This window comes from Gilvimarinus gilvus (genome assembly GCF_030518155.1).
Lineage (GTDB): Bacteria > Pseudomonadota > Gammaproteobacteria > Pseudomonadales > Cellvibrionaceae > Gilvimarinus > Gilvimarinus gilvus.
In genome coordinates, this window is sequence record NZ_JAULRU010000569.1 from 305,664 (window position 1) to 329,284 (window position 23,621).

Annotated in this window: 20 protein-coding genes; 6 read left to right on the top strand and 14 right to left on the bottom strand. The window is 51.6% G+C overall.

What is annotated here, in order from left to right; genetic code table 11:
• Window positions 1–195: 195 nt before the first annotated feature.
• The 6 genes from QWI17_RS12045 to QWI17_RS12070 form a co-directional block, all read right to left on the bottom strand.
• Complete coding sequence (locus QWI17_RS12045; protein WP_302722753.1) at window positions 196–1,176, bottom strand: malate dehydrogenase; 981 nt, start codon at window positions 1,174–1,176, stop codon at window positions 196–198.
• A 377-nt stretch (window positions 1,177–1,553) separates the two neighbouring features.
• Window positions 1,554–2,963 (bottom strand): family 43 glycosylhydrolase, encoded by a 1,410-nt coding sequence (locus tag QWI17_RS12050; protein WP_302722754.1) that lies wholly within the window; start codon window positions 2,961–2,963, stop codon window positions 1,554–1,556.
• 263 nt (window positions 2,964–3,226) lie between these two features.
• Window positions 3,227–5,185, bottom strand: a complete 1,959-nt coding sequence (locus QWI17_RS12055) for a hypothetical protein (protein ID WP_302722755.1) — start codon at window positions 5,183–5,185, stop codon at window positions 3,227–3,229.
• 69 nt (window positions 5,186–5,254) lie between these two features.
• On the bottom strand, window positions 5,255–6,466 hold the full coding sequence (locus QWI17_RS12060; RefSeq protein WP_302722756.1) for a multidrug effflux MFS transporter: 1,212 nt from the start codon (window positions 6,464–6,466) through the stop codon (window positions 5,255–5,257).
• 225 nt (window positions 6,467–6,691) lie between these two features.
• Window positions 6,692–6,898 carry a cold-shock protein gene (locus QWI17_RS12065; RefSeq protein WP_215975385.1) on the bottom strand — a complete coding sequence of 69 codons (207 nt, stop codon included), beginning with the start codon at window positions 6,896–6,898 and terminating at the stop codon, window positions 6,692–6,694.
• A 361-nt stretch (window positions 6,899–7,259) separates the two neighbouring features.
• Window positions 7,260–7,589 (bottom strand): hypothetical protein, encoded by a 330-nt coding sequence (locus tag QWI17_RS12070; protein WP_302722757.1) that lies wholly within the window; start codon window positions 7,587–7,589, stop codon window positions 7,260–7,262.
• Between the two features lie 160 nt (window positions 7,590–7,749).
• Between QWI17_RS12070 and QWI17_RS12075 the strand changes: the two genes are divergently transcribed.
• Window positions 7,750–8,571 (top strand): helix-turn-helix domain-containing protein, encoded by an 822-nt coding sequence (locus QWI17_RS12075; protein WP_302722758.1) that lies wholly within the window; start codon window positions 7,750–7,752, stop codon window positions 8,569–8,571.
• A 78-nt stretch (window positions 8,572–8,649) separates the two neighbouring features.
• A complete protein-coding gene (locus tag QWI17_RS12080) occupies window positions 8,650–9,171 on the top strand; it encodes a hypothetical protein (protein WP_302722759.1) in 522 nt (173 codons plus the stop codon).
• Between the two features lie 65 nt (window positions 9,172–9,236).
• Here QWI17_RS12080 and QWI17_RS12085 read toward each other — a convergent pair whose 3' ends face one another.
• The 7 genes from QWI17_RS12085 to QWI17_RS12115 all read right to left on the bottom strand — a co-directional run bounded on the left by QWI17_RS12085 (window position 9,237) and on the right by QWI17_RS12115 (window position 17,366).
• Window positions 9,237–12,053 carry a DUF2339 domain-containing protein gene (locus QWI17_RS12085; RefSeq protein WP_302722760.1) on the bottom strand — a complete coding sequence of 939 codons (2,817 nt, stop codon included), beginning with the start codon at window positions 12,051–12,053 and terminating at the stop codon, window positions 9,237–9,239.
• 303 nt (window positions 12,054–12,356) lie between these two features.
• A complete protein-coding gene (locus QWI17_RS12090; RefSeq protein WP_302722761.1) occupies window positions 12,357–12,962 on the bottom strand; it encodes a helix-turn-helix transcriptional regulator in 606 nt (201 codons plus the stop codon).
• A gap of 339 nt (window positions 12,963–13,301) precedes the next feature.
• The gene (locus tag QWI17_RS12095) at window positions 13,302–13,898 is read right to left on the bottom strand and encodes a dUTP diphosphatase (protein WP_370659587.1); all 597 of its coding nucleotides are present in this window, start codon (window positions 13,896–13,898) and stop codon (window positions 13,302–13,304) included.
• A gap of 58 nt (window positions 13,899–13,956) precedes the next feature.
• Window positions 13,957–14,748 carry a TatD family hydrolase gene (locus tag QWI17_RS12100; RefSeq protein ID WP_302722763.1) on the bottom strand — a complete coding sequence of 264 codons (792 nt, stop codon included), beginning with the start codon at window positions 14,746–14,748 and terminating at the stop codon, window positions 13,957–13,959.
• 45 nt (window positions 14,749–14,793) lie between these two features.
• A complete protein-coding gene (locus QWI17_RS12105; protein WP_302722764.1) occupies window positions 14,794–15,144 on the bottom strand; it encodes a PilZ domain-containing protein in 351 nt (116 codons plus the stop codon).
• 113 nt (window positions 15,145–15,257) lie between these two features.
• The gene (locus QWI17_RS12110; protein WP_302722765.1) at window positions 15,258–16,337 is read right to left on the bottom strand and encodes a lytic murein transglycosylase; all 1,080 of its coding nucleotides are present in this window, start codon (window positions 16,335–16,337) and stop codon (window positions 15,258–15,260) included.
• Between the two features lie 18 nt (window positions 16,338–16,355).
• Window positions 16,356–17,366 (bottom strand): DNA polymerase III subunit delta', encoded by a 1,011-nt coding sequence (locus QWI17_RS12115; protein ID WP_302722766.1) that lies wholly within the window; start codon window positions 17,364–17,366, stop codon window positions 16,356–16,358.
• A 95-nt stretch (window positions 17,367–17,461) separates the two neighbouring features.
• Between QWI17_RS12115 and QWI17_RS12120 the strand changes: the two genes are divergently transcribed.
• The gene (locus tag QWI17_RS12120; RefSeq protein WP_302722767.1) at window positions 17,462–18,118 is read left to right on the top strand and encodes an RluA family pseudouridine synthase; all 657 of its coding nucleotides are present in this window, start codon (window positions 17,462–17,464) and stop codon (window positions 18,116–18,118) included.
• Here the strand turns inward: QWI17_RS12120 and tmk are convergent.
• The gene (tmk, locus tag QWI17_RS12125; protein WP_302722768.1) at window positions 18,090–18,734 is read right to left on the bottom strand and encodes a dTMP kinase; all 645 of its coding nucleotides are present in this window, start codon (window positions 18,732–18,734) and stop codon (window positions 18,090–18,092) included. The two genes, QWI17_RS12120 and tmk, sit on opposite strands and share 29 nt — an antisense overlap.
• A 309-nt stretch (window positions 18,735–19,043) precedes the next feature.
• Here tmk and QWI17_RS12130 point away from each other — a divergent pair, with 309 nt between their 5' ends.
• From QWI17_RS12130 to QWI17_RS12140, 3 genes are read left to right on the top strand one after another with little or no spacing between them, the layout of a single operon-like run.
• The gene (locus tag QWI17_RS12130; RefSeq protein ID WP_302722769.1) at window positions 19,044–21,386 is read left to right on the top strand and encodes an efflux RND transporter permease subunit; all 2,343 of its coding nucleotides are present in this window, start codon (window positions 19,044–19,046) and stop codon (window positions 21,384–21,386) included.
• A complete protein-coding gene (locus QWI17_RS12135; RefSeq protein WP_302722770.1) occupies window positions 21,383–22,201 on the top strand; it encodes an outer membrane lipoprotein-sorting protein in 819 nt (272 codons plus the stop codon). Before QWI17_RS12130 ends, QWI17_RS12135 begins: the two co-directional genes overlap by 4 nt.
• Window positions 22,198–23,547, top strand: coding sequence for a DUF1302 family protein (locus QWI17_RS12140; RefSeq protein WP_302722771.1), 1,350 nt, complete (start codon window positions 22,198–22,200; stop codon window positions 23,545–23,547). The genes QWI17_RS12135 and QWI17_RS12140 overlap by 4 nt, the downstream gene beginning before the upstream one ends.
• Window positions 23,548–23,621: the final 74 nt, after the last annotated feature.

Consider the following 23,621-nt stretch of genomic DNA (forward strand, 5'->3'; position numbering starts at 1 on the left):
CGCCAAATTTGTCTACTGTCGACGCGATCAAAGCCTGCCGTTGCCGTATCGTATCGGCGCGACAATAATTCCAAGAGTCCTCTAGCGCCAGTGCGTGCGCTAGAGGGCCAATAGCCCCCATCACTGTTGGCACTAAACCAACAAAAAAGCCGCTGCGTTTCCACAGCGGCTTTTTGATGCGAATTGAGATGCAGCTTATGGCAGCAAGTGCTTAACGCCGTCGCGCTCTTCTTTCAATTCGGTTTCGGTCGCGGCCATTTTCGCTTTCGAAAAGTCGTTCAACTCGATACCCGGAACAATGCTCCAGTCGCCGTTTTTACACACGCATGGGAAGCCGTAGATCAGACCTTCCTCAATGCCGTAAGAACCGTCTGAGTAAACACCCATAGTGACATAGTCACCGTCAGCAGAACCCAGTGCCCAATCGCGCATATGGAAAATAGCGGCGTTGGCGGCAGAGGCAGCCGAAGAAGCTCCGCGGGCTTTAATAATAGCGGCGCCGCGCTGCTGTACGGTTGGGATAAAGTCGTTCTCATACCAGTCTTGCTCAATCAGCTCCATGGCGTTGGTGCCGGCTACCGAGGTGTTGTGCACGTCAGGGTATTGAGTCGCTGAGTGATTGCCCCAGATAATAACCTGCTTAACGTCATTAATGCTTTTACCGGTTTTCTCAGCCAGCTGGCTCATAGCGCGGTTGTGATCCAAACGCATCATGGCAGTGAAGTTGCGCGGGTCCAGATCCGGCGCATTGCGCTGAGCGATCAGCGCGTTGGTGTTGGCTGGGTTACCCACCACCAACACTTTAACATCACGTGAGGCGTGATCGTTCAGTGCCTTACCCTGAACCGAGAAGATGGCAGCGTTGGCTTCGAGCAGATCTTTACGCTCCATACCAGGGCCACGCGGGCGCGCACCTACCAGCAGTGCGTAATCGGCGTCTTTAAAAGCTACGTTTGGATCGTCGCTGCAAACCATACCGGCCAGCAGAGGGAAGGCGCAGTCGTCCAGCTCCATGGCAACACCCTTGAGGGCTTCCAGGGCTGGGGTGATTTCAAGCATTTGCAGAATCACAGGCTGATCTTTGCCCAGCATTTCGCCAGCGGCGATGCGGAACAACAGGGAGTAGCTGATTTGACCAGCTGCGCCGGTAACGGCAACACGTACAGGTGCTTTCACGATAGATCTCCGTAGTTTGCAGGTGGCCGCGGGATGGCCGCTGCCTGCCTGTTATTAGATTAGGCCGATGCGTCGATTGTCAGGCCCGCCTCCGCCCCACTTCCCCACGCACGGTCGGCGCGGGTATTGGCGTTGGCTCAGCCCGCGGGATAAATCCACAGCACGGCAACGGGCCGGTATTATAGGCTATTGAGAGAAAATTTCATCTATTGGAGGGGAGAAAGGAGCATGGAGAGCGAAGAATCACGGTCATTAACAAAGAAACCTGCTCCTTCGCTCCCTTACCTCTAATGTAGGCTAGCGCCTGACGACGGATGTCTGAGGTCTGAGGTCTGACGCAAAAGTCAATCGCATCCGACATCCGACATCTAGCTGTTTTACTCTGCCACCAGCACGCTAAAGGTGGCCGCTTTGCGTTCAGCAGCCGTTGCAGGGCTAGCTACACTCAGTGTTCCGTCTGCAAGTATGAGGTAGGCTGAACCGTCGAGAGTGCGTAAAGATACCGAATCAGCGTCTGCCAGACCGGCAACCTGCTCAAAGGTTGCGCTATTGGCAAAAGTCTCTCGTCCGTCATGCTCAACAATGCTCGCGGCACCGTCATTCACGCTTACGTAGTACCCCATGCGGGTTTCCGGTTGCAGCGACACGGTTGTTTTACCGGGGACTTGAATCAGTGGCTTTACGTGCCACTTAAACTGCCAGTGATCTTGCGCATTTAGCTCAGCTGCGCCGACCTCACTGCCCTCGCCGTAACGCAGGTACTCATCGGTATCTACGTGGCCTTGCAGCGCCTGAGCCGAGTGGGTAATACCCGATGCGGTGGGCGTTAGTTTTTTGATGGTACCATCGGCGTTGTAACGCAAGTGCTCCATCGACACCGAACGGCGATAATTCCCACCGGTCGGCAAAGCTGAGGTGTGGTAAATAAAGTAGTCTTCGCCTTCAAACTCTAAAATTGCCTGGTGACTGGTGCCGCTGTCCTCCAGCACATCCATCAGTAGCCCTTTATAAACCCAGGGGCCGGTGGGGCTGTCGCTCATGGCGTAGGCTAACTCTTCCGGGTAATTCATGGCGAAGGTTAGGTAGTACTTGCCATTTTTCTCATGCACCCAGGGCGCCTCGGTAAATGGCCCGGGGATGCCTTCAATATCCACTTTGTGGATATCACCCGCAAAGGAAATCATATCGCCGGCCAATTTCGCGTAGTAAAGATGCGAGTTGCCCCAATACAGGTAGGCCTGCCCGTCATCATCAATAAACACACTAGGGTCAATATCATCCCAAGTATGGTCGTGCTCCAACATATGCGGAGCAGCCTCTGTCTCGTTAGGGTCAACCAAGGGCTTGCCCAGTGGATCGGTCCACCCCGTTACGGGATTGTCAGATACCGCAACCGCTGTGGTGTAACCGCCTTTGCCTTCTCCATTTTCGGGTACCGGCATGCGAACCGTGGTGTACCAGTAGAATTTACCGTCGTGCTCTACAGCCTGGGATGCCCAAGCCGAATCGTGCTCCGCCCAGTCAAAAATGGTCCGTGGCACAGCACCTTCAAGCGTCCAACTCTCAAGATCTGTCGAGGAGTAGATATTCCATTCCCGCAATACGAAAAAGTTACCGTCTACGGTCGCTTCATCATGGCCTACGTATAGGTAGACCTTGCCGTCATGCACAATGGCAGCGGGATCAGCGCTAAAGCGGTCTTTAATAATGGGGTTATCGGCTTGTGCGGTTACACACGCCAAGCCAAGAGCGGCCGCGCCGATGGCGCGTTTAAATGGAATGGGCATCGGATTCTCCTGTTTACTATTCTTATTCCGGCCGAATTAAAGACCGTATCAACAAACATAAAGAATATAATAATACAATATGACGCTAACATGCCAGCTTTTCCAGGCTCGCCCCACTAACTCAGCTGAAAATCAAATGCACAACGAGGCATCTCACCTATCAGCAGAATTGCCGAAACCAATGATTTTACTGTCACGAAGGGATACGAATAACTGCCAGAGAAGATACAGGGAGAGAAAACCCCTCCCCGCTTTTTATAGATTTATTCCACCGAAAACGTTTTGAAAAACACGTCTTTTTGACCATTGACGTACTTTGCCGCAGCGCCCGCCAATGAACCGTCACCGAGCAAGGTTAACTCGAAGTCAACATCAAGGCCATGTTCGATATAGTGGCTTTCGCCAACACCCTCTCCGGTCAAGGTGTAAATACGAATATTATTAGTACCACTATCAGAGATCTTTACCATGCCTTGACCTTCCAACAGCTTCAAACCCTGACCAAAATCTGAAAATACTGACAATTCCGAGTACTCTTCCCAAGTATCGCCGTCGTTTGAAATAAGTATCTTATAAGAGCCGCTATACCCGTCTGGATACGCCAGCCAATAGGTTCCATCAGATGAAACCAACAAGCTCACGTACCAGATACCATTTTCGGTGTCTGATATTTTGACAGGCTTGCTCCAGCTTCTGAGTGATGTACTTTTCGACAAATACAATTCACCAAAGTAAGAATACGCCAAGGTATAAGTCCCATCTTTTTCAACCAAGCGGGCGGTATTAAACCCATTGATATCACAAGCTACTTTATCGCACTCATGAAAGTTTGAATCATCCATCAGGTCTACCGTATTCCAACTACTACCATCAAGGACTCCTATACAGTAACTGTCGCAGCGGTACAACACGGCAAAGTTTCCGTCTTCATTGTAGGTTAGATCATTGGCACCGTAGCTGTTAAAAGTGCTCAACTTGGGGGACGACCAGGTAACACCGTCATCTTTGGAGGTGGAGAGCAGCAACGCATTACCGGCATTCGACACTCTCTCAAATAATACTCCGATCTCGCCATCAGGTTTTACCGCTATATCGGTTACCCAATCCTCTAGCTTGGAATTGGAAACTTGATGTCCTGGCAATTCCTCGATAATTTCGGAGCAATTTTCATTGTTGCACGCTACGGTAAAATAAAACGTTTTCCTGTATTGAACATCAGTCCCGTTGTCACACAATGAGCCTCCAAAAGAGCAATATAGAGTCATTTCGAGCCTATAGTCTCCTTCAAGGTTCGGAGCAGGGAACGCTATCGACCAACGTTGTTTATCCTCTGAAAACTGAGCATTAAAGTAGCCTTGCTCAATATATGACTCTAGCCTGTGGTCGAGTTCATTGTCTTCGTATACATGATATTGAATATGCCATCCAGCATCGTGCGTCCCTTCTAGTTTTACACCATTAGAAGCCTTGCCCAACGCGTCTAGCTGAACGAACTCGGCAGGTTCAAATGTATCTCCATTGCTCAACCAAACTAAATTCTGAAGCGTATCAGCCTGCCCATCAGCATCAGAGTCCAAATCAAATCGATCGGCCAAACCATCAAGGTCCATATCCGCAATATCAGCGGCATCCAGAGGTAACTCATCATAGTTATCCCCAAACCCGTCACCATCAGAATCGTCCCACTCGGCTGCATCGGCAGGAAAAGCATCTTTATTATCACCGACACCATCCAGATCAGAGTCGACGGTCTCTCCTGCATCCATCGGAAATTGATCTGCGTTATCACCAACGCCATCTGCGTCACTGTCGACAGACTCGGCTGGGTTTTGTGGAAATGCATCTGCATTATCGCCAATTCCGTCAAGATCGGTGTCTGCGCTTTCAGCGGCATCTGCAGGAAATATATCGGTATTATCACCCACACCGTCAGCATCTGTATCTGCTGACTCCGTTGGATCATCGGGAAACGCATCAGTGTTGTCTCCAACACCATCTAGGTCGGTATCTTTGGTTTCGCTTGCATCTTGAGGGAAAGCGTCCTGTGCATCTGCAACCCCATCTCCATCAGAGTCTACGATTTCCCTCTCTGGAGTAGTAGTGCCGCCTCCCGACCCTCCGCCTGAGCCTCCACATGCGGTTAGGAATAGTGCTGTTAATATTATTAGAATTTGTGCTGCTATATGCTTCATCTTGTCCCTTCTCAATTTGTCTTTATCCAATCTCACTCAACACCTGCCGTATTGATGAGCGGGCAGGATTATTTCACAATTACGTAAATAAAGGGTAATTCAGCGAGAAACCAGCGACCACCACATACACAACTGGGCCAAACCTCCACAAGCGAGCATGGCAAGAATAACCGCCGGTAAGGTATGAGGCAGCAGGCCGGACAGGGCACTCAGCACACCCGCCCCACCGAATTGAAACGCCCCTAGCAAGGCTGCAGCTGAACCACCGTTGTGAGGAAAATGCTCCATGTAGCAGGCCTGCAAATTGGGCGAAAGCGCCCCATGGGCGCCAACCGTTATCATCATCGCCGGTAAGAACACCCAAACAGACCAATCCATAAGTGTCGCGAGCAACAGCAGTAACAACCCAAATCCCTGCAACCCGGTGGCAAGCTGCAATATTGATAACGAACCAAAGCAGTGAGCCAACAATGCCCTATTGATTAAGTTGCAGCAAAACATAGCGACAATATTAGCGCCAAACATTAAGGCAAAAGCGTCGGTTGACTGGCCGAAGTGCTCTTGGTAGATAAACGATCCGTGAGTAATAAATACCATCATTACCGAAAACGCACCCACTTGCCAGGCCAGATAAATCAGTGCCGGTCGAGTTCTGAATACGGCCACGTAGGGGCGAATAAACCCTTTGAGCGGCACGGAAACTGAGCCGGAGCGGTTCTTTTCAGCCTCACTTAACTCAACCACAGGCTCTTTTTCAGCCAACGCCCTAAGTAAAACCGGAATCAGCAGAGCCGAATAAATCGCCATAAATACAAATATGCCCATCCAGGGGCCAATTTTCAGCAGTAAACTGCCGATACTGGGCGCGATCGCTGGCGCCACGACCAGAATGAGCCCTAGCAAAGAAAATAGCTTGGCGGCTTCTTGCCCGCTGACCCGATCTCGCACCATGGCAGGAACCGATACCAGCACCCAACCGGCACCAATTGCCTGCAGCGCCCTACCCGCCAGAAAGTGTGGCAGAGTGTGTAGCATTGCCAGCAAAGTACTCGCAATGGTAAACAGAACCAGGCCCGCCAGCAGTACTGGCTTGCGCCCGAAGCGATCCGACAAGGGGCCGCCGATGAGCTGGCCGAGCGCCAGCGCAAAAATATAGACTGACACACTCACCGCTACCGCTTGCGACGATACACCCAAATCTAAAGCAATAGCAGGGAATGCGGGTAAGTAAGTATCCAGCGAGAACGGACCGAGCATCATGGCTGCGGCCAGTGCAACGACTAATGAGAATGAAAAAGATCGAGTCGGCATGAAGGTCCGGGTAGGCAAAACAGCGAGTTTAATCAGTGTAGGGGATTATAGCGGTACTAATGGCCAATCAACGTCGACTTTGCACAGCCTTGCAAATATGACGAATTCTGCGCGGGGTATGGGGTATGGGGTATGGGGTATGGGGTATGGGGTATGGGAAGCTTAAGGCAGATACAAAAAAGGCAAGCCATTGGCTTGCCTTTTTCAGGTAAAACAGCGTGCTACTTAGATAGCAACGATGTTCTCAGCCTGAGGACCTTTTTGGCCTTGAGTTACAGTGAACTCAACTTTTTGGCCTTCGGCCAAAGTTTTAAAGCCAGAACCAGAGATTGCACTGAAGTGTGCGAAAACGTCTGGGCCAGACTCTTGTTCGATGAAGCCAAAGCCTTTAGATTCGTTGAACCACTTAACGGTACCAGTAGTAGTAGACATAATAGATATCCTGTAAAAAATATATTAAAGATGCCTTGTCAGGGCATGTGTAGCGTGAAAACAGGCGAAACTTTAATAACTACAGGACGATGTACTACAAGAATGCAACGTAATGAAGACTATACAAAGAGGCTTACTTTCTAGCTACGACCAAATTATAGGCTATGCGCCCCCAAGTCAAGCTTTATTTTCGCAATCGCCTCGATGGTCCTACCTGATGTTATTAACCTTGACCAAAGCTCACTTTGTCTTTCTACCACAAAACGCATTTATGTCGCTATCTGTCCATGTAAAAATTTACCGTTCAAGCAAATTCGTGGCATCTATTACCTCTTTAACCGCCTCCCGCCGACAAATCGCCCTACCAAACCAAGGTTTCTCCGGACTCTACAACCCTTCCTGACGCGAGAATATGCACCATTACCAAAACAGCAGCGGAGTCGACCCGCCAATACTCGGCCAGCGCCCGAGCCAAACCAGTCTGTAGAGCATTAATATCCTCCTCGGACCAAATCGATGGTAAATACAGGCTGGCTACAACCGAGTACTGTTTGCCAGCCTGCTTATTGCTGGCAATCATATTTACCGTCATTTCGTCACTGGACTTGCCGGCGTAAACCGACCACAACTCAATAATATCGCCTTGCCCCTCTGGGCAGTGTGGCGCGAAAATACAATTTGCAATAGGCACTCGCATGCTCCTTCTATTAACTGAGTTTTTATCAACACTTTAAACAGCGCCCTGACCCGCCGCTTCGAAAAAGGTGAAATCTTCGCCTCTCGCTCAGCAAAGCGTAGAATAAGCATCCAGTTTAAGCTCTACCAAATAAAACCCAAGCGGGAACACCCTATTGAATAAGAACAACGGAATCCCTGCCATGCTTTACCAAGAGTTTGAATGCTGCCCCGGGTTAAGCTCAGCAGTACTGTGTTACTGGAAGTTTGAGGTTGGGCCGTCACCCGATCCAACCCCTTCGTTTACCCACTTTATAATGCCAGATGGAGCACCTTCACTGGTTGTTTTCAGCCTTCCTGCCCACAAGGTAACAGCAACCGCGCTGCAGGGCCCGACTAAGCGGGTAACCGAAAAGGACGTATTTTATAACTCGAAGACAATGGGTATACGGCTGCGACCCGGCATAATCCACAGTCTGGGCTATAAACATGGCGGCGATTTGCGCGACCAAACAATTGCCCCGGCACCGGTAAGCGGCGAGCTCGACCTGACCGCACTGTCCCCACTGCTAAACGATGACACAGCCTGGACCGAGTGGCTCAACACAAAGCTTACCCAGCTCGAGTGGGGCGAAAAAGCAACAAAGGCAAAATCTGTCATTACACTCGCGGCACAACGCATTATGCAAAGCGCCGGCACTCTATCCATCAGAGAGTTAACCGACGCGCTACCTTTAAGTGAAAGACAACTGCAAAAACGCTTCCGCGAAGAGGTAGGGCTCACCATGAAAGAGTTTGCCATGACCATGCGCCTACGCGACGGTATTATCAACTTAGAATATCAGCAGCAGTCCTACCAGGACGTCGTAAACAACAAGGGCTACTTCGACCAAGCGCATTTTATTCGCGACTTTAGCCGGGTATCCGCCATCCCCCTGCCCGACTTTAAACGCTACGTCCGCAGAATCGAGCACAAAAACCTAAACTTTCGAAAATGACGGTTTTATCCAATCCCACCCGAGCCCAAAGCGCTACGCTTAAAACCAACTGAAACGAGTGTTAACAAGGAACCCACCATGAAAATTCTAATAGCAGGAATCCTTAGCGGTCTTATAGTTATAAGTGCGAACGCACAATCTGACTCACCGCTCAAGGAGCTGGAGCAGTTGCAAGGACAGTGGCACGGGCCCAGTTGGTACATGACCCGCGAAGGCCGATCGGACTCAATGGTTACCGAAAACGTCCGCTGCCAGTGGGATTGCGAACTGATCATCGTCGAAGGCAAGGGCCAAACGACCAATGAGCAAGGCAAACCACAAACTGCTCACCAGGCGCTGGGAGTCATTCACTACGACGCAAGCGCACAACAAATTATGATGCGCGCGTACGCCCAAGGCCGTGGCGCCACCGACTCCCCGGTGGAAAAAATCGCAAACAGCACCTATCGCTGGTTTCTAAGCCTACCCCACAACAGCGGCCAGCTGCGCTATACCCTGGACCTAAGCGAAGAAAACACATGGTCAGAGAAAGGCGAATTCAGCCGTGACGGCAAACAATGGCATCAAATTATGGAAATGACACTGACCAAAACTAAGTAACGGCAAAGGCGGCAATCAAAATAGGAGCGCATCGCGCGCTCCTAAGTAAGCCCACGCACTATCTGTTACACCGTATTCGGCTTTAATTTCGGTGGTACCGGCGCGAGAAACCCTACAACCAACAGCAGCAAGCCGACCCCGATAAATGAAACAATTCTTTCCAACGTGCCGCTTTGCGATAAATCGACTAAAAACAATTTAGCTACGACGACAACCATTAATGCCGCCCCACACAAATACACATTCCTTCCGGCGCGGCGATGTCCGACCACCATCGCCGTTAACGCCGACAGCGCCCATACCACGGAGATACCAGCCTGAACCTTCACCGACGCAAACAAAGCGTCGGCGGTAAAGGCAACACCTGTCCAGTTATGAACAGCTCGGGTGACGTTCCCTGAGAGCAGAATTAACCCAACACCGCATAAGGTAAAACCGACAAATCGCTTAGCGGGTACTTGCCCCCAAAACCCAGCAAGTAAGGCATTGACTCTTAACCAATGGACTACCGCCAAAGCAACAGCGCAGGCAGCAATATCGAGCGGGTTGAGTAAGGGTACATAGATTATTGGCGAAGGATCGCCACTGTTGGTTAACAGCATTGCTAATGCGACTAACGCCGCCACACCTAACAAAGGACCCACACCATTTTTAGACCAGTTATCACTGTGCCGTGCAATCCCGAACAACGACCTCTGCCACAACTGCCAAACAACAAGGTGAATCGCGATAGCCACAACAATAATCGATACGTTCGCCCAAACTCCACCCGGCAGAAGCAACGACGTAAGCCAATAAAATTCGCGCGCTAAAATCAACGCAGACAACCAAACACACACTGATCGTTGCCAGGGGCGCACTGATTGTAAAAGACTGTTTTTACTGCAAAACACAAAGAGCAATGTCAGTACCGCCAGCGGCCAAGCCAGCCAACCAAAATGCGCAAAATAATGTTCAGAGGTGTTCTTACTAAGCCCGCCCAGCGCAGTCAAAAACAAAACCGGCAGATAACCACTTAATGCCGCCCGCACTTTTTGCCACGGCCACTTAACCTGCCCGAGGCACAGCAGCGTTGCCGTCACCGAAAGTAGTGCTACCCAGCTCGCCGGATGTAAGGTCGCATCAACAAAGCGGGCGATATCATGCCAAACAATGGCAAACCAACATACAAGCCCCCAGCCAAACAATGCCCACGTCCAACTCGCTGCGGCGCCGTTAAACCAGGAGCCCAAAGGCTCGAGCCAGCGCGCCGATGCAACCCCCGCCAGGGCCAATAACAATCCGCACAACACCGTTGTATTAGCAAACAACCACTGCCCCTGCAACAAGCCGTCGTTAAGCGAATAAACCAGTGATGCCCCGGCGAGAAGCTGCATCGCAATGCCGGCGATGGTCGATAACTTGCGCTCCTGTCGGGTGCCGATCCAAACCATTGCGGCACCTTCCAAAACCCAGGTAAATGCCGTCCAGTGAGCGCTAAGCGCCAGGGGTACAGCCAAAGTGGCAAAACCTACCGCCAGAGCAATATAGGCCTCCCCCAGCATACGAACCCGTTCGCGCAAGCGCGAACAGAGCAACACGACGGCCGCCATTAAATAGATCGCGGCTAAGGCTGCAGCGCTTATGGCGGTACCGTACTCAAAATCATGAACTAGTTGAGTTTGCAGTGGATAAACTATCAGGGGCAGGCCAAACACTAAGGTTGAATCAATATACGACTTCAGCCGCACTGAACGCCCCAGGGCATAGGCCATACTAATACCCAGATACATAATGAAATAAAGCGCAAGGAATGGCTGTACAGTAGCGAAGAATTCGGGCTGATAGAACCGATACCCCCACGCTGTCGCGATGATGAAGGTAAATACAAAGCCGATAACGTTCAGCACGCGCCAGGTACGCAACCAGGAAACACCAAAAATTACACCATTAAGCACCGCATAGTAACTAAATAGAGCGACATGACTACCAGAGCCGGTGGAAATCAAAACGGGCGCTAAGAAGCCACCCACAACACCGAGTACCGCGAGTGCCATGGCATTTTGTATAATGGCAAGCACACCTGTAATTGCCGTGAAGACTATCAGAAGCACAAATGCAGGTAACGGTGGCATTAAATCGTACAACCTAAAGGCGGCAAACACCGTTAAAAACAATACGCCGATTGCCCCACCCTGCAAACTTAAGGCAAACGCTCTTTTCTTCTCTCGCTGCAACCACCCGAACACCAAAGCCCCCATCGCCGCCAGTGCCACCGCACCCAACCGTACAGGAATAGACAGGTGTAAATAATTCTGCTCTGCGGCGTATTTAAACAAGAACGAAACGCCAAAAAATGAAATCAATACCCCTACCTTGACAGGCACGTTGCCAGTAGTGAGCCAGCGCTTTACCCAGCGTACCGCGACAACCTCAAAGGGGTCCGGTTCAGGCTTTGATTTGGAGCCCGGGGTTTGTGCAGGTGCCTCAACCCAATCGGCAGCTTCAGGAACATCTTCGACCGTAAAGAAATCTTCGTCTGGAGTATCTGTAGCCTCGTGGCGAGTATCTTGCTCAGAAGTAGTCTGAGGTGGCATGTTGTCTTGCTCGGACTTGCCTTGTGAGAGACTTGCTTCGATGGGGATTGCCGGTTGCTCGAACTGAGATTCAGCTGCGGACGCTCGAACCGCTTCGCTGTCTACAGTGCCCTTAACCGAGAGCTCCTCTAACCGCTTTTCAAGATTCGCAATCCAGATAGATTGGCGTGTCAGTTTTGAGTGCAGATTAAAAACTAAAATAGATAAGCCACCGGCGGCGGCGCCAAAAACAAATTTAACGAAGTCTCCGTCAAACTCAAGCATAACGGCACCGACAATAAGCGCCACAACCAAAGCTATCCACATACACTCAAACTCCTTGTCTCCGGTGATACCGGCGAATGATTCAGAGATTTTCTACAACCTACTTATTCTGCGTCGGATCAAATATTACAGTATTGCCACTCGCCTCGCCTTAACTTGTACCCCTCTCCCAAATCAGCCATTCTGCTCGCTCCATATCAATAGCGGATAGAGTATCCAATGGCTGTGGGGCGCCAACCAATGAGACACTTTCATTCCACCTAGAAAACGGACGGTCAACATAGTATGTTAGACTTTCTCAAGAAGTGCTGAGCATAACCCGTGCTAGAGCGCTAGTTCGAGTATTCATCTGTGCGGCGCAATAACAATGTCGTAGACAGCACCACTTTTGACACTTGCCTGTATGCCAACAGGCTGATCAAACTCAGCCAGCACATTGGGGCTGGATACCAGTACAAATTGACCATCAGGCTCGAGCTCATAGACCCTAGATTCAAGATACACATACCCCTCGGAAGTTATACTCGGCAAAACGCTCAACCGCAGCTTGTTCTCTAACTCATATTCACTGACAACACCTAGCTGTCCGGTGAAGGTCACATTGGCAAACGTATGTCCGTTGTAACCCGCTTTCACGGCCAAAGTAATATTCTCTGCAGACTCAAACGTTGTAAAAGCAATTCCAACGACAAGAACGACTGCGGCAATCATTGAGAACACCAAAGGCCTGCTCTTGCGCCAAGGTCGAGAAACCGGTGGCATTAACTCAGCTGCAGTCAGATCAAAGGCAGCCGCCAACGCTAGCGCGGACTCTTTAGAGGCCACGCCCTTATTCTCAATACGCTGCACCGTACGCAAACTAATGCCTGCCGTATCCGCCAGGTGCTGTTGACTCCACGCCCTCTGATTTCTTAATGTTATTAGTTTTTGAGTATTTATATTCACGTCCATTTCTACGCCCTCGGTTACAATCCGGAAATTGTGCCCGAGACTGCGCCTCCCAGTGACGAATTCACTACGTTACTATTACGACATCTTTGCGACAGTGCTCATATTTAAACCAGAACAAACGTTACTTAGTCGATATGCAGGAAAAGTCCATGTGCATACAACCGACCAGAAATTAATGCTATAGAACAGCTGAGTGCCAGGAGCACATAAGGGAGGGCATTAAAGATCTATTTTCTGAGCCCTTGGGTAGGCTATATTGCGAACACTAACGAACAAAAGCACCAGCTTGAGCGCAAAACGAGAGCTGTTGCCGGAACACCCTCCCGGCAACAGCGGCAACTACGGCCTGGAATATCTATCCCCAAGCGCTGTATAAACATCCTTCGAAAAGCTCTGTGCAGAGGCATCCAACGCTTCAACCACTTCTACCAAATGCTCGTTGTCCTCGCGACCATCAAACCACAGTTTGCGGTAAGTTCCGTCTTTGTAACCGTTATCCTGACGGAAAAAATTCAGAACATTCTTGCCCACATAGCGACGGTAAAGCTCGGCGTAGTCCATATTGACGCCGGCCAAAAGACGACCGAACAAGTCTAAGTGAAACTGTTGGTCTGCCAGTGTGGCCGCAGTGAACGCTTCAACATCGAGACGTAAATCAGTCTGATCGGTATTGATTACCAGCTCTCGGGCAACCTGATCGGCAATTGCATCCGGGCTGGCGCCGCCTTCCAATAATATACTCAGCCCGAAGTGCCAAATATCCACCAGCTCCAAGGCCACCTGCTCGGTGTCGGGCGTTTGGTGCTTCCACCACTTCCAGCCGTAGTGATCCATCAGCTCGCCACACTCAATCCAAATTGCCCGATACCAGGCATTGCCCTGCACTCGCCACTCGGGGTGCACCTTACTGTTCATATCATCCTGCAACTGCAGCATGGTCAGAGTTTGTTGTTTTACAGTTTCCAATGACACAGGGGTTCCTCGTGTACTTTTATTATTCCGGACGATAGGCTTGAGCCCGATTAAACAGACGATAAAAATTTTCGGTGGTAATGTCGGCCAACTGCTCGAAACTTATGCCTTTAATATCGGCGACAAACTGCGCAACCTCATAGACATTTTTCGGCTCATTGGGTTTACCGCGGTACGGTACCGGTGCCAGATAGGGTGAATCCGTTTCGACCAACAAACGGTCCAGTGGCATTTTACGCGCGACCTCTTGCAGCTCTTTAGCGTTTTTAAAGGTCACAATGCCGGAGAGGGAAATGAAGTAGTTCATCTCCATGGCAGCCTCAGCCATCTCCCAACTTTCGGTAAAACAATGCAGCACACCGGCGTGCTCCGGATTGCCGTGCGCTTTAATTAATTCAAGCGTATCGGAACGCGCATCACGTGTGTGCACGACAACGGGCAGGCCAACCTCACCCGCCACCTCTAAATGCAGTGCAAAACTTGCTTTTTGCTCGGCAATGGAATCCGTTTCATGGTAGTAATCGAGGCCGGTTTCACCAATGGCGACGACCTTGTCGCGGCCCGCCCATGTGGTGAGCTGCTCACGGGTGGCAGTACCGGCACTGACATCGCACGGGTGCACTCCCACCGAGGCCAGCACGCTCGGGTGTTGGTGAGCAATATCAATCACAGTTTCGACATTATCGAGACTGATGCTGATGCACAGCATCTGGCCGATACCGCGCTCGTGGGCTGCACTGAGTGCACCGGTTAATTTGCCATCGTAGGGTTCGAGTTTGAGGCGATCCAAGTGGCAATGGGAATCCACTAGCATAATGTTGCCAATCGTTAAGTCGGTTTGAAGTCAGTAATGCGGATATTACATGGTGTGAGTCGGGCGGTCCGACTCCAGAGAACCCGCGAGATAGTTTTCGATTTTGGTCACCGCGGTATTATCCTCGTCGGTGAACTGCACCCCAATGCCGGCAGCGCGGTTGCCCTGCGCCCCTTTAGGTGTGAGCCACACCACCTTCCCGGCTACCGGAATTTTCTCCGGCTCGTCCATCAGGTTAAGCAGCATAAACACCTCATCCCCCAGCTTGTAGGGTTTGCCGGTGGGAATGAACAGGCCGCCATTTTGCACAAAAGGCATATAGGCGGCATAGAGTACCGCCTTGTCCTTGATTGTCAGCGAAAGTATGCCGTTGCGGGCGCCGCCTAGTGCTTGCATTGATCAGTCTTCCAAATTCATTCAGTTTGTTAACACTAATCCATAACCCATTGACTGTCCAGCTCGAAAGTGCCCTAAGAGCATCGCCCAAACGCCTGATTTATTGGGCCGGCTCAGTCTTGCAGCTCGTCCGACAACAAGCCAATGGACAGCGCGTACTTAAAAGCCGGGTTAAAGCTCATCAGGGTGCAAAAATTGCGATATACGACATAACCGCGATTATCCCCCTTGTCGGCCACGATCAAAGCGGCCGGAATCGATACATCGGGAAGATCAGAGCCGTCAGCTCGACGCACCCCCAACTCCTGCCACTTTCTCAGGTCACGCCAGGCGCCCAGTGACTTAAAGCGCTTGCAATCGGCATCCGGTGTAACGCCACGGTCCTGATCCGCCATTAATGCCGCCTCACCGCCGGGTGGAAAGCGGATTGCCCTGCCCCAGGTTTGATCATCGCGCCAGCCCCGGCTATTAAAATAGTAGGCGATTGAGGCAAATACATCGGCCTCGGAGCCCCAAATATCTTTTTTGCCGTCGCCGTCAAAGTCCTGCGCATAAGATTGATAGCTGGTAGGCATAAACTGGGACTGTCCCAGGGCTCCGGCCCACGAGCTTTTCATCTCCGCCATGGTGGGGAAACCGCTATCGACCATTTCCAGAGCGGCAAGAAACTCTTTACGAAAGTAAGCGCCGCGCCGTTTGTCATAGGCCAGCGTCGCCAGTACGTTAAATGCCGACTCCTTCAGGGGGAAGGTACCGTAGTTGGTTTCCATGCCCCAAATCGCCAACAGAAAACGAGGCTGCACACCATAGTGCTCGGACACCTGCTTGAGCACTTGTTCGTGTTCATCGGCTAGCTTGCGACCCGTCGTTTTCTTCCAGTCACTGAGGCGCCGACTTAAATAGCCATCATATGTTTCCACCACCTCAGCCTGCGAGCGGTCATTCTTAATGATGCGCTTTACCGGCGGGGTAATGCCGGCAAAAGCCTGCTCAAGCGTCGATTCACTGATGCCTTTTTGCGCGGCTTCGGCCCGAAGGGCATCCAACCACTGATAAAAATCACTGTTGTCTTCCTCGGCTTGCGCCCAAGTGGCCCCAGCCAGCAGTAACAGCAGGGCCGTAACAACGGCTTTTAAGCGAACAGACAGCAGGTGGCGCGGGCGGCACACACCGTTCGGCATTTTTAAGGTCATAAGTTTACATCCAACTGATCACGGCTTCGACTGGCGGGTTTTTAACAGCACCCCCCAATCCATTAACAGCTCTTCAAGTAATAATTGTTTATTCGGGTTGGCACCACTGGCCAGACGTTTTTTGCAGCCAAGCAATTTCTCCTGAAAGCGATGCACAAGTACCGGCTGCATCATACGTAACGATTGCCTTATGGCTTCATCCAGTTGTTCAATATGCGGTATCGGGGCTCCCACTTGCCAGCACGACAAATCGTGTAGCCAACTGATCAGCCAGTTTACCTGCTCTACCACATCGCCTTTTTGCCAGTCACCGGCAACAACCACAGGGTCGGCCTGCCCGAGCGTCAGGCGCCCCATGTCGTTGAGCCAGCCTTGTTGTCGCTCCAGGGCATCACCCTGCACCAGGTCGCGTGCCCGCAAAGGAGCACCTCGAGCCATTGCCAGTAACTCCTTGGCATTGTAATCAGTGCCAGAGACTAAAGGCGTGAGCCAGTGCAGACTTTGCTCGGCCGGCGGTATGGCCAAACTGCGAATCTGACAGCGACTGCGAATGGTTGGCAACACAGAGCTGGGCGCATCACTCACCAACACCAACAGGGTTTTCTCGGCGGGCTCTTCCAGTGTTTTTAACAGGGCATTGGCAGCATTGGTGTTCATGGCCTCGGCCGGCTCCAACACTACAACCTTGTAACCCGACTGCTGCGCGGTTTTACCCTGAGTTTCTGCCAGTGCACGAATATCATCTACGCGAATTGCCTTACCCGGCTCCTCCGGCGCCACCGTCTTATAGTCCGGGTGGGTTCCCGCCTTATTTAACTCGCAGGATTTACACCGGCCACAGGCCGACTCTGAGCGCGGGGACTGGCACAACAAATACTGCGCCATAACCCGGGCAAAATGACGCTTACCCAAGCCCTGCGGGCCCGCCAACATAATAGCGTGAGGCAGGCGTTCGCTGAGAACTTGCTGGTAAAAGCTCTGCCAAATATCGTGCTGCCAAGGGTAAGGTAACGCCGGAAAATCGCTCATGAGTATCTATTTACAGACTTCTTTGACCTGAAGCTTATCAAGCCCCCCGCCGATTTGCGATAATTGCGCTCTTAAATTTTGCAACGAGCTGCATTATGCCCTGTTCCACTGACCCACTGACCCCTTCTGTTTCTATTATTTGGCAGGATGCAGACCTTCTGGTTGTCAACAAACCATCCGGATTGCTAACGGTGCCCGGGCGCGGCCCGGACAAACAAGACTGTCTCATTAACCGCCTGCTGGTAGATTATCCCAACAGCCGCATAGTCCACCGGCTGGATCAGCCAACATCAGGGTTAGTGCTGGTTCCGCAAAATCATCACGCTCATAAAACCTTAGGTAAACAGTTTGAGCAGCGGCAGATCAGCAAACGGTACCTCGCGGTCGTGGGGGGATTGCTAGAGCAAGATCAGGGCGACATTGAGTTGCCGCTTATTTGCGACTGGCCAAACCGCCCCAGACAAATGGTTGACTTTGCCAACGGCAAACACGCCCTAACCCGCTACCGGGTCATTGCGCGCGACAATGAAAAGCGGCGCACCCGGGTCGCCTTGACGCCGGTAACCGGCCGTTCGCACCAGCTGCGCGTTCATATGCAGGCCCTTGGCCACCCGATACTGGGCGACAATTTTTACGCGACACAGACCTTGCGTGATGCCTCAGAGCGCTTGCTGCTGCACGCCGAGTGGATAAGCTTTGCACACCCGGTGACAGGCGACACCGTTAGCCTTGAGTGTCCCAGCGAGTTTTAACGGACTCGAGTCCGCGGGCGATATCCGCCTGCACTTGCTGCAGCGGCTGCCCTGCATTCACCAGTAAATAACGCTCGGGCGCGGCCTCGACCCGGGCCCGGTAGGCGCTGCGCACCCGGTTAAAAAAGGCAATATCTTCGTGCTCGAAACGATCGAGTTCAGCGCGAGCGGCGGCTCGGGCCAAACCAACTTCGGGCTCGATATCGAGAATAATCGTTAAATCGGGGCGCAGCTCGTCTTGCACGCAATTTTCTAACTGTTCAATTAGCTTGCAATCAAGGCCGCGCCCGCCGCCTTGATAAGCATAGGTCGCATCGGTAAAACGGTCGCTCAATACCCAATCGCCGCGCTCCAGACTGGGGACAATCATCTGCTCTAAGTGCTGCGCCCGCGCCGCAAAAACCATTAATAATTCGGCTTTGTGACTGACGATTTCACTGCGATTCTCCAGCAGTAGCTCGCGAATTTGCTCAGCTAAAGGGGTCCCACCGGGCTCGCGGGTTTGTACTATGGTTTGCCCCCAGCTGCGCACAAGCTCGCTCACAAATGCCAAATTCGTACTCTTACCGACCCCCTCGGTGCCTTCGACAGTGATAAATCGACCCTTGCGTGTCACGCATTACTCCCCAATTCATTTCCGTACCCTTGACCTTACCCCAAGGTCAAGCCGCACACTTAATCTTTTAAGCACTATATTTAATGCCATCGACAAACCGCGTGGGTACGAAGTTTACACACAGTCTTGGCCCAGCACGAGCCAGTTAAGACTTTGGCCACTCGCTGAGCCTTGTTAAGCGACAATTCTGAGCCAGATAAAAAATTGTCATCAAACCATCTTTACAATGTAAACTTTACGGTGTTAACTATGCGCATTGTCGCGCTGGCCCCTGAGTGCCAGCCACGCCTTTAATCAGGAGGATTTAACGTGCAGAGGTTTATCTCGCTTTGGGCCAAACTGGTGGTGCGAGGCCGCTGGTGGGTTATCGCACTGGCTGTAATCGGCTTTGGCTTGGCCTTTTTACCAATGGGCAAACTCTATTACGACAACGCCAACGAACGCTTCTTTGTGGAAGGTGACCCAAATCTCGTCGCTTTCAACCAATTGCTGGATTTGTTTGGCGACATTGAGTACCTGTCGGTCGGGCTAGAGGCGAGCGGCACAGACGATGTGTTTAGCGCTACCAATTTAGCGGTCATCCAGGACATCACCGAGTTTTTAGAAGACCAACCGCAAGTCACTCAGGTGCGCTCACTCACCAAATACGAATACACCCACTCCGATGGTGCCATGATGGCTACCGACGAGTTACTGGAAGATATTAGCGACGAGTATTACCGCGATCAGGGGCGCAAGCTCATCGGCGAGCAGCCGATGGCTCTGGGCAGCTTGATCACCGAAGACCTCAAACACACCAGAGTTGTTGCTCGCGTGCGTTATCAGGTCGGCAGCAGCGATAATAAAATCACATTGATGACGAACCTCCGCCAATTTTTAGCCGATCAGCGCTACATTGAAAATGGCATTAACCTGCGGCTAAGCGGGCAGCCGGTATTTAATGAACAATTTGAGGTGTTAACCAAACGCGATCAGAGCTGGATTAACCCCACCATGGCAGTGGTGATGATCATTATTTTGTTTATCAGTTTTCGTTCATGGTTGGCCATGCTCTTGCCCTGGGTCGTCATCGGCACCAGCATTGTCTATGTTACCGGCATACAAGGGCTTATGGTTTGGCCCCATTCGGTCGTGGAATCGGCGTTAGTACCAGCGCTAATTATCATTGGCATTGGTATTTCCGTGCACGTATTGGTGGAGTTCTACCACGGCCGCAGTGACGGGCTAGCCCCTCGCGAAGCGTCGGAACAAACCATCCGCACTTTGTGGGTGCCTGCATTTTATACAGCGCTGACCACTGCAGCGGGCTTTTTAGCCTTGAGTGTTACCGAACTTTTGCCCGTCAAACAATTTGCCTGGCTGGGCGCCATTGGCGCAATGATGTTGTTCTTCGTATCCTTTACTTTACTGCCTGCGGTGCTGAGTTTTGTAAAGCCTTTTTCGATCAAAACGGACCGGGCGGTCAGTTCCGGTTTTGTCGCGCGCCTTACACAAAAACTGCCAGAGTTCACTCAGCACTACCGTAAACCACTGTTGGGTTTCGGGCTAATTTTGTTACTGGGCAGCATAGCGCTAGTGCCACAACTAAACATTGACTCCAACTTTATCACCTACTTTAAGCAAGACAACACTACCCGGCAGGATCTGGAATATTTTGATCAAACCTACAATGGCATTCAGAACATTGATGTGATCATTGATAGCGGAAGTGAAGGCGGCATTCACGAACCAGCCTTTTTACGGGAAGTCGACGCTTTGCAAACCTGGCTGGAGTCTCTACCCGAAACCGGGGCCGTAAACTCGCTCGTGGATTTCCATCGCGAAATTAACCAAGCCCTGCACTTCGACGATCCCGAGTGGTACCAGTTGCCCACCGACAGGCAAATGGCGGCTCAATTTTTATTACTGTATGACAACACCGGAGCTGAAGAAGACCTAACGGATGCCAAAGATTTTTACGAGCGTTATTTACGCCTGTCTGTCCCAATTAAAAATCTGGACGCCAGCGACACCCGCGCTCTTCTCGGCGGTATTGAAAATCACCTCGCCGAACAACACCCGGGCTTGAACGTTCAGCTTACCGGCTCATTAGTCATGTACAACGCGCAGGACATATACATCAACGAGGGTATGACCAAATCTTTCTCGGTGGCATTGGTCATCATTGGTCTTAGCTTTATTGTGTTATTCCGTTCGGTCAAATATGGCCTTATTGCCCTGATTCCCAGTGTGGTGCCCATCTTAATTACCGGAGCCCTTTTGGTGGTGCTTGGCATTCCGCTTAACCTGGGCACCATGATCGTCGGCGCCATGACGATGGGTATAGCCGTAGACGATGCTATTCATGTCATGAACCGCTACCTAACGGCGAGAAGGAGTGGCTTAAACACCCGCGAAGCTCTCAAAAAAACCATGAACCAAGCTGGGCGCGCGGTAATTTTCACCTCCATCGTACTGGTGTGTGGCTTCAGCGTAATGTTACTGGGCTCGTTTATTCCGTATATCTACACAGGTCTTTTCGCGGCAACGATTATGGCTCTGGCGCTACTCGGTGACTTGTTGTTTTTACCCGCATTGTTGTTCGTTATCGACCGAAAAAGTGACGCTAAACTCGCCGCCAAAACCAATTTGCAAGAGGAGTTATCGAAATGATACGCCGTTACCTTCACGCCCTATTAACCTTAAGTTTAATAACAGGCATGTCAGCCACGGCCGTTGCGCAAGAGTTGAGCGCACGCGAAATTGCCGTTAAATCCGACACCCGCTATACCGGGGACTCTTCGCGCGCCGACGCCCAACTTATTCTAATTGACCGCAAAGGCCGGGAGCGAGTGCGCGACATACGCCTGTATTCACTCGACCAGCCCGAGGTCGAGAAATCCATCTCATTTTTTGTATCGCCAAACGACGTGGCCGGCACCACTTATATGAATTACGACTATGACGATGAAAAAGATGACGATTCCTGGCTGTATTTGCCGGCCTTAAAACAGGTGCGAAGAGTGGCCGCGGGTGACAAGTCTGGCTCTTTTATGGGCAGCGACTTCACCTATTCCGACATTAATGGTGTCAATACCGACTGGTACAACTACACCATGCTCGATGAAAACGCCGAAGTCGACGGTGCCGCTGCCTGGAAAATTGAATCCACCCCAAAGCCCGAGTTTAAAGATAAGGTCGAAAGTGAGACCGGCTACTTAAAATCACACATGTGGATTCGCAAAGACAACTTCGTGCAGGTACAAGGTCAAATTTGGACCCAACGCAAAGGCCGAATGAAATATTACAGTGCCCAGCAATTGGAATTAATCGATGGTATTTGGACCCCACTGCGCTTACAAATGATCACCGTACGTAACAACGAAAAAGAACACGCCAGTGTTTTTCAGTTCAGCAACTTTGTCTATAACGAACACACTGACGACGCGTTATTCACCACCCAAAGTATGCAGCGCGGTATTCAATGAACCAAATAATACCGACGTTGGCAGTGGCAGCCGCTGCCCTCTTCAGCAAGGGTATTGGGGCACAGAGTTTCTTTGAAGCTATCCCCACCGAAACAACAACGGAAGAGCTCGACCTTGATAGCCCCTGGACGCATCGTGCCTGGGTTCAGCAAAAAACCGGCTATGGCTGGCACGCACCAAGCTTGCCCGCCAGTCGAGATAAAGCCGCGCTGACGAGAACCGAAACGCATTTGTTTGGCGAAATTGCCTGGCGCAAGAATGCCTGGCGTTTGCAAGCCTCCGGCTCCATTGTGCAGGGTTGGCTGCCTGACCTCGAAGATGCGGGCGTGTATTCCCGCTACACTTTCACCACTGAACAGCACCAGCAGCGACGCTGGCACCTGGAAATGGCGGACACCTTCGTTTCCTGGCAGAACGATGACTGGTGGATTAAGGCCGGCTACCAGACTCTGGCATGGGGCGAGTCCGAGTCACTTAAGGTAACGGATGTTTTAGCAAGGCGAGATCAACGCTGGCCGGGGCAAGAGGATTTAGAAAAACTACGCCTGCCGGTACCCGCAGTGCAAATTACGTGGGGCAAACAATTGGATCTGGTTACTATCATTAACCCCCTGCCCGATCGCATGCCCGCAGCGGGCGATGAATTTGACCCGTATGCAGACCTGGGCCAGCAGCAGCCGAATATCGCCATTGTCGAGCACAGTGACAATCGCCCCGGCGTTGCCCTGCGTTACCGTCAACAGTGGCAAGGGTTAGACACACAGTGGATACTGGCTGATGTCGCCAGTTATGAAACCGAACTGGAAACGGTCAGCGCTGGTGAAAAAGGCCCGGTGGCTTACGTAGCGCCGTGGCGCCAACAGGTAGCAGGGGCCAGCGCCCAATGGGTCAGTGGAAGCTGGTTGGTCCGGACGGAACAAGCCCTGCACTTCAATACCAAGGTCGCCAGCGCCGACCCTGTCGCGCCCTGGCAAGACACTCGTCAGTGGCGCGGCATGCTGGGGGCTGACTATAACGGCATCAATGATTTGGTGCTGACCGCCGAATACAGCTGGCTGTATGTTGATAATTGGCACTCGGGCCTTGCGGGCGAACGCTACCAACCGGCGGCCTCCGGGCGAGCCAGTTATACCCTTCTAAACGAGCAGCTGACCTTAGAAGCCTACGCACAAGCGGTCACCGGTGGTGAAGGCTCAGTGATGCGGCTGATGGTCGAATGGCAGTTCTCCGATCGATTTAGCGCAGCAGTTACGGCCATTGAATACAATGGCGACCACCCAGAGGACTTACTCTACCCCTACCGTCACAACGACACGCTTTTACTGAATTTGCGCTGGGGCCTTTAATAAGCCTCAGATTTGGCTGCGCCCACTTCGCCGCTTGCGACGGCATCTGCTACCATAGCGGTATTGTAAACGTA

Coding starts and splice junctions, on each gene's coding strand:
- QWI17_RS12065 (WP_215975385.1), bottom strand. CDS start 6,898: ATGTCTACTACTACTGGTACCGTTAAGTGGTTCAACGAATCTAAAGGC.
- QWI17_RS12120 (WP_302722767.1), top strand. CDS start 17,462: ATGCCCTGTTCCACTGACCCACTGACCCCTTCTGTTTCTATTATTTGG.
- QWI17_RS12105 (WP_302722764.1), bottom strand. CDS start 15,144: ATGCAAGCACTAGGCGGCGCCCGCAACGGCATACTTTCGCTGACAATC.
- QWI17_RS12140 (WP_302722771.1), top strand. CDS start 22,198: ATGAACCAAATAATACCGACGTTGGCAGTGGCAGCCGCTGCCCTCTTC.
- QWI17_RS12135 (WP_302722770.1), top strand. CDS start 21,383: ATGATACGCCGTTACCTTCACGCCCTATTAACCTTAAGTTTAATAACA.
- QWI17_RS12115 (WP_302722766.1), bottom strand. CDS start 17,366: ATGAGCGATTTTCCGGCGTTACCTTACCCTTGGCAGCACGATATTTGG.
- QWI17_RS12050 (WP_302722754.1), bottom strand. CDS start 2,963: ATGCCCATTCCATTTAAACGCGCCATCGGCGCGGCCGCTCTTGGCTTG.
- QWI17_RS12100 (WP_302722763.1), bottom strand. CDS start 14,748: ATGCTAGTGGATTCCCATTGCCACTTGGATCGCCTCAAACTCGAACCC.
- QWI17_RS12095 (WP_370659587.1), bottom strand. CDS start 13,898: ATGCTGCAGTTGCAGGATGATATGAACAGTAAGGTGCACCCCGAGTGG.
- QWI17_RS12085 (WP_302722760.1), bottom strand. CDS start 12,053: ATGTGGATAGCTTTGGTTGTGGCGCTTATTGTCGGTGCCGTTATGCTT.
- QWI17_RS12090 (WP_302722761.1), bottom strand. CDS start 12,962: ATGGACGTGAATATAAATACTCAAAAACTAATAACATTAAGAAATCAG.
- QWI17_RS12080 (WP_302722759.1), top strand. CDS start 8,650: ATGAAAATTCTAATAGCAGGAATCCTTAGCGGTCTTATAGTTATAAGT.
- QWI17_RS12110 (WP_302722765.1), bottom strand. CDS start 16,337: ATGACCTTAAAAATGCCGAACGGTGTGTGCCGCCCGCGCCACCTGCTG.
- QWI17_RS12060 (WP_302722756.1), bottom strand. CDS start 6,466: ATGCCGACTCGATCTTTTTCATTCTCATTAGTCGTTGCACTGGCCGCA.